This is a genomic window from Rhodobacter ferrooxidans (assembly GCF_000176015.1).
Lineage (GTDB): Bacteria > Pseudomonadota > Alphaproteobacteria > Rhodobacterales > Rhodobacteraceae > Pseudorhodobacter_B > Pseudorhodobacter_B ferrooxidans.
Window position 1 is genome coordinate 1 of record NZ_ACYY01000042.1, and the last position, 4,225, is coordinate 4,225.

Annotated in this window: 2 protein-coding genes and 2 pseudogenes; 2 read left to right on the plus strand and 2 right to left on the minus strand. The window is 57.1% G+C overall.

Annotated features, from left to right (window positions below; all coding sequences use genetic code 11):
* Positions 1–922: calcium-binding protein (locus RSW2DRAFT_RS17675; RefSeq protein WP_008033211.1), on the plus strand; the 922-nt coding region annotated here is incomplete at its 5' end.
* Between the two features lie 58 nt (positions 923–980).
* Here the strand turns inward: RSW2DRAFT_RS17675 and RSW2DRAFT_RS16880 are convergent.
* Positions 981–1,346: pseudogene (locus RSW2DRAFT_RS16880) on the minus strand (transposase); the annotation flags it as partial.
* On the opposite strand from RSW2DRAFT_RS16880, the pseudogene RSW2DRAFT_RS16885 reads away from it, so the two are divergent.
* Positions 1,344–1,721 (plus strand): annotated as a pseudogene (locus tag RSW2DRAFT_RS16885) (IS66 family transposase); the annotation flags it as partial. The pseudogenes RSW2DRAFT_RS16880 and RSW2DRAFT_RS16885 overlap by 3 nt on opposite strands.
* A gap of 321 nt (positions 1,722–2,042) precedes the next feature.
* Here the strand turns inward: RSW2DRAFT_RS16885 and RSW2DRAFT_RS16890 are convergent.
* Positions 2,043–3,698, minus strand: coding sequence for a sensor domain-containing diguanylate cyclase (locus RSW2DRAFT_RS16890; protein ID WP_008033216.1), 1,656 nt, complete (start codon positions 3,696–3,698; stop codon positions 2,043–2,045).
* Between the last annotated feature and the right edge of the window lie 527 nt (positions 3,699–4,225).

Genomic DNA, 4,225 nt, shown 5'->3' on the forward strand with positions numbered 1-4,225 from the left:
CGATGGCGCGGACTCGTTGCTGGGCGATGCAGGAAACGATTCCCTGCTTGGGGGCTTGGGAAATGATTTTCTGTTGGGCGGGGCTGGCAACGACATTTTGGTAGGCGGCCTCGGCGACGATAGTTTTTATGGCGGGGCCGGCCGGGATCTCGCCCAGTTTCTCGGGTCTATTTCCGTCACAGTGAATCTTGGTTACACGACAAAGCAGAACACCGGGCATGGCCTGGATTGTCTCATCCAAATTGAAAACGTTGTCTCTGGTGCCGGAAATGATCTGCTTGTTGGTAATTGGTTCGACAACACGCTAAATGCAGGTGCAGGAAATGATTCCATCCTTGGTGAAGCTGGAAATGATATCTTGCAGGGAGGGGAAGGCGATGACCGCTTGTTTGGTGGCGTTGGCCAAGATCAACTTATCGGTGACGCTGGCGACGACATTCTGAATGGTGGTTTGGGTGACGACAGCATGAGCGGTGGCGTAGGGCTTGATACTTTGACCGGAGGAGATGGAAATGATTTTCTTCGCGGCGGTGAAGACAATGATATTTTGGCGGGAGACTTGGGCAACGACTGGTTACTTGGCGAAGCGGGAAGAGATTCAATCTCTGGCGGCGATGGACGCGACACCTTAGATGGTGAACTTGGAAATGATACTCTTACCGGAGGCTTTGATGCAGATTGCTTTGTGTTTTCCTTTGGAGCAGATCGGATCACAGATTTTGGTTTCACGCAGAATGATCAGATTATTCTAGATTCTACCGTTTTGAGTTCTGTGCGGGGCATGACCACCCAGCAGGTCATCGAATTGTACGCTCTGGATAGGGGCGCGGACGTGGTTTTCGAATTTGGCGGCGGTAATTCATTGACCATTTCAGGAGTTCCTGACTTAAATAGTCTTTGGTCGAACCTCTTTATCATGTAATAGGGGCGTTGTTGCGTAACTCAGGCCTGAGGCATGATTGCCCCTTTCCCCTTCGGCATCAGGCCACGCGGACGATCTCGGCCGTTCCGAGGGCCGAGAAGCGGTTCATCAGGGCGACGCGTATCTGGATTTCTGCAGTTTGGCGGTCGGGGTCTCTGGCGGCGATGCGCTCACCGAAGGCTTTGAGGCACCGCATCTTCGCCTCGATCCGGCTTCGGACGTCGTATCCGGTCCAGCGCTTCCAGAATGCCCTGCCATAGTGCCGGGTGGCACGCAGGGTTTCGTTTCTAGCGATTGCGGCCGGGCAGTCCTCTGTCCACGGCCGCCCGTTCTTGCAAATCGGGATGATCGCAGTGGCCAGCCGGTCAATGATGGCCGTGTGGCTACGGCGGGTGTCATACGCCCCATCAGCGGTCACGGTGCCCGCATCGACGATTGGCTGGTCCACCACCGCACCCGCGCCTCGGCAAAGTCACCCTTGGGCGAAGCGCTTGCCTATATCGCCAAATACCGCAACGGCCTTGGCCGCTTCCTCACCGATGGCCGCGTGGAGATCGACAACAACACCGTCGAACGCACCATCCGCCCCATCGCCCTGAACCGCAAGAACGCCCTCTTTGCAGGCCACGACGCCGGAGCCGAAAACTGGGCCGTCATCGCCTCGCTAATCGAAACCTGCAAAATGAACGGCGTCGATCCCCATGCGTGGCTGGCGGCCACACTCACCGCAATCGTCCAAGGCCATAAGCAAAGCCAGATCGACGGCCTGCTCCCGTGGAATTACGCTGTCACTGTGTGATCGGCACATCGCTTACGGATTGGCCGGTATCTGACCTTCTATAACGGCCGCCGCCCGCATTCCAGTCGTCGGGAAAACCCCCGATCAGGCCTACTTCAACCAGCCGATACCCGAGGCGGTGGCGGCGTAACCAAGGCGGAAAACCACTTAAAAATGCCTGAAACTGTTCAGATCACCCGAACCACCTCTCTCACCATCAAACCCTGGGATCAAACACCTAGGGCCAGGTCGGCTCCTTGGACAACTGCCGCGCCAAGCTGCGCGAGATCACGGACAGTGCTTCCTTCAAGGACGAGCACACGTTGTTACGGCCGCACAGATCTATTCAGCAGCCATCGGACGGCGGTTGGGTTTCAGAGTTACAGTATTGCTTGACAGTCCGACGTGGGACTTTGTGGCAGCTGGCGTTAACTCAGCCACCACGACGTGGTTTCTGCCCGCAGACTTAGCAGCATACAGCGCCTCATCGGCCTGACGCAGCACGTCGAGAGATGCATCGCCAATACCCGAATACAGCGCGACACCGACAGAGACCGAGATTGGTGGCAAGGTGTTGCCCGCATGGTGCACACAGAGTTCGTTGACCGCGATCCGCAACGCCTCTGCCCGCTCCACGGCCTGATCCTTAGCAAGGTTCGGCAAGACCAGAATGAACTCCTCCCCGCCCATACGACAGGCAATTTCGGGGGCGTTGCACGAGGCTGACAACATCTCGCCCAAAACGCGCAGGACTTCATCGCCAGCCTCATGGCCGTAAGCGTCGTTGAACGCCTTAAAATGATCCACGTCGATCGACATGATGGCAAAGGACTCATCGGCCTGACGTTCGATGCGGCGGTGCAGCCGGTCCATCAGGTAACGTCGGTTGAACAATCCGGTCAGCACATCGCGTGTTGCTTGATGGTGGAGTTCGTCGCGCATCCGCACGTTGGCGATGGCCAGGCTGATCTGCTCGGCGCACATCTGGGCCAGCTTGCGCTGGTTGGTAAAGGCTTCGGCGCCAAGCCCATCCGGCAGGCGAAGATGCATCATCCCAACTGTTTCGCCATGGGCGAGAAACGGAATGCAGATGGAATCCGTGGCCGCCTCATCACGGGCATGGGTGCATTTGAATGTCATCTCGCCCGCGGCGTTTACATAAGTCCGGCCCCTGCGCAAACCCCAGCAATCGTCAGGGTGGATCTGCGGCTGGAGTGCACCGCCATTCCAACTGCACCCACCATCCAGCACGTCGCGCGCGTTGGAGTAGACATAGATCGAGCCTGCCACCTCTGGCAGAAGATGGCCCATGAAGCGGGTGACCATGGCATACAACTCCTCCAGCGATTTCGAGGATTGCAGCCATTCGTTGAGTTCGCCCAACAGCCGCACCTCGCGGCCAACCCGCAACTGCTCGGCCAGAAATGCGCGTTCCGTCTCAGCATGCAACTTCAACGTTGCCATCCGTTCCTTCGAGGCCCAGTGAATCCGTAAAAGGCCAAAAAGGGCCGCGACACTGACCAGCCCACCGATAACGGCGAAAGTCCAGCGGATCGTGTCAATCCAGGCGGTGTTGATCGTGGTCACGTCCTGATAGCGCTCAATGGCGCCAACGATCTTGCCGTCCAAAGTCAGAGGCAAAATCTCATGGTTGACCTCACGATCCACCCGATCAACACCGTCATCGGTTTTGTGGGCGACGGCAGGAATGCCCGATACTTCAGCCTCACTGACGCTGACGCGCTCGAAAAAACTCTGTCCGGTCTGCAACGCGGCGTGCAGATCGGAGGGCGTGTTGATCTGGCCAAGCCCATCTGGGATGTTAGACCAGAACACGCGGCCATTTCCATCAATTAGATGAAGACGATAAATCTTCTCGGAGTTTGTAATCGTCAGCAACATCCTGACGTCGTCATCTGTGATCTGACCGTCGATGAAGCTTGTGGCCCCGTTCTGAAAGCCGGAAACCAGACGGTGTACATAGTTTTGGCTCTCCACCCGAGCCGCCTGCCGAGCGAGGTGGATTGCGACAGGTCCAGGCCCGAAGCCCCAAGCCATAATTAGACACGCGGCAGTCACAAGGATGACTGCGCCCAAACGAATTCCTGCAAAATGCACTCGGCCCATGCCTTCCCCCGATACCCTTCAATACCTAACCGTGACGGAGTCTTATGCGAACTGGTTAATGAAGGATTAAGGCACCTCGGTTTTTCCCACACGATGTCGAGTTTGCATCCGTATTGGATCAGGAACTTTGATCTCCCGGAACCGCGCTGGGCCTGCCGAAGGCTGACCCTCGTCAGTTTCGCGCCTTGCACGACAATGGCGTCTAATTCCTCGCCTTTGTTATGCCGGGAACCGACGACCTGACCGTCGGCATCGGCGTTGTTGCGTAATTCAGGCCTGAGGCATGATTGCCCCTTCCCCTTTCGGCGTCAGGCGACGCGAACGATCTAGGCCGTTTCGAGGGCCAAGAAGCGGTTCATTAGTGCGATGCGGATCTGGATTTCGGCGTTCTGGCGGTC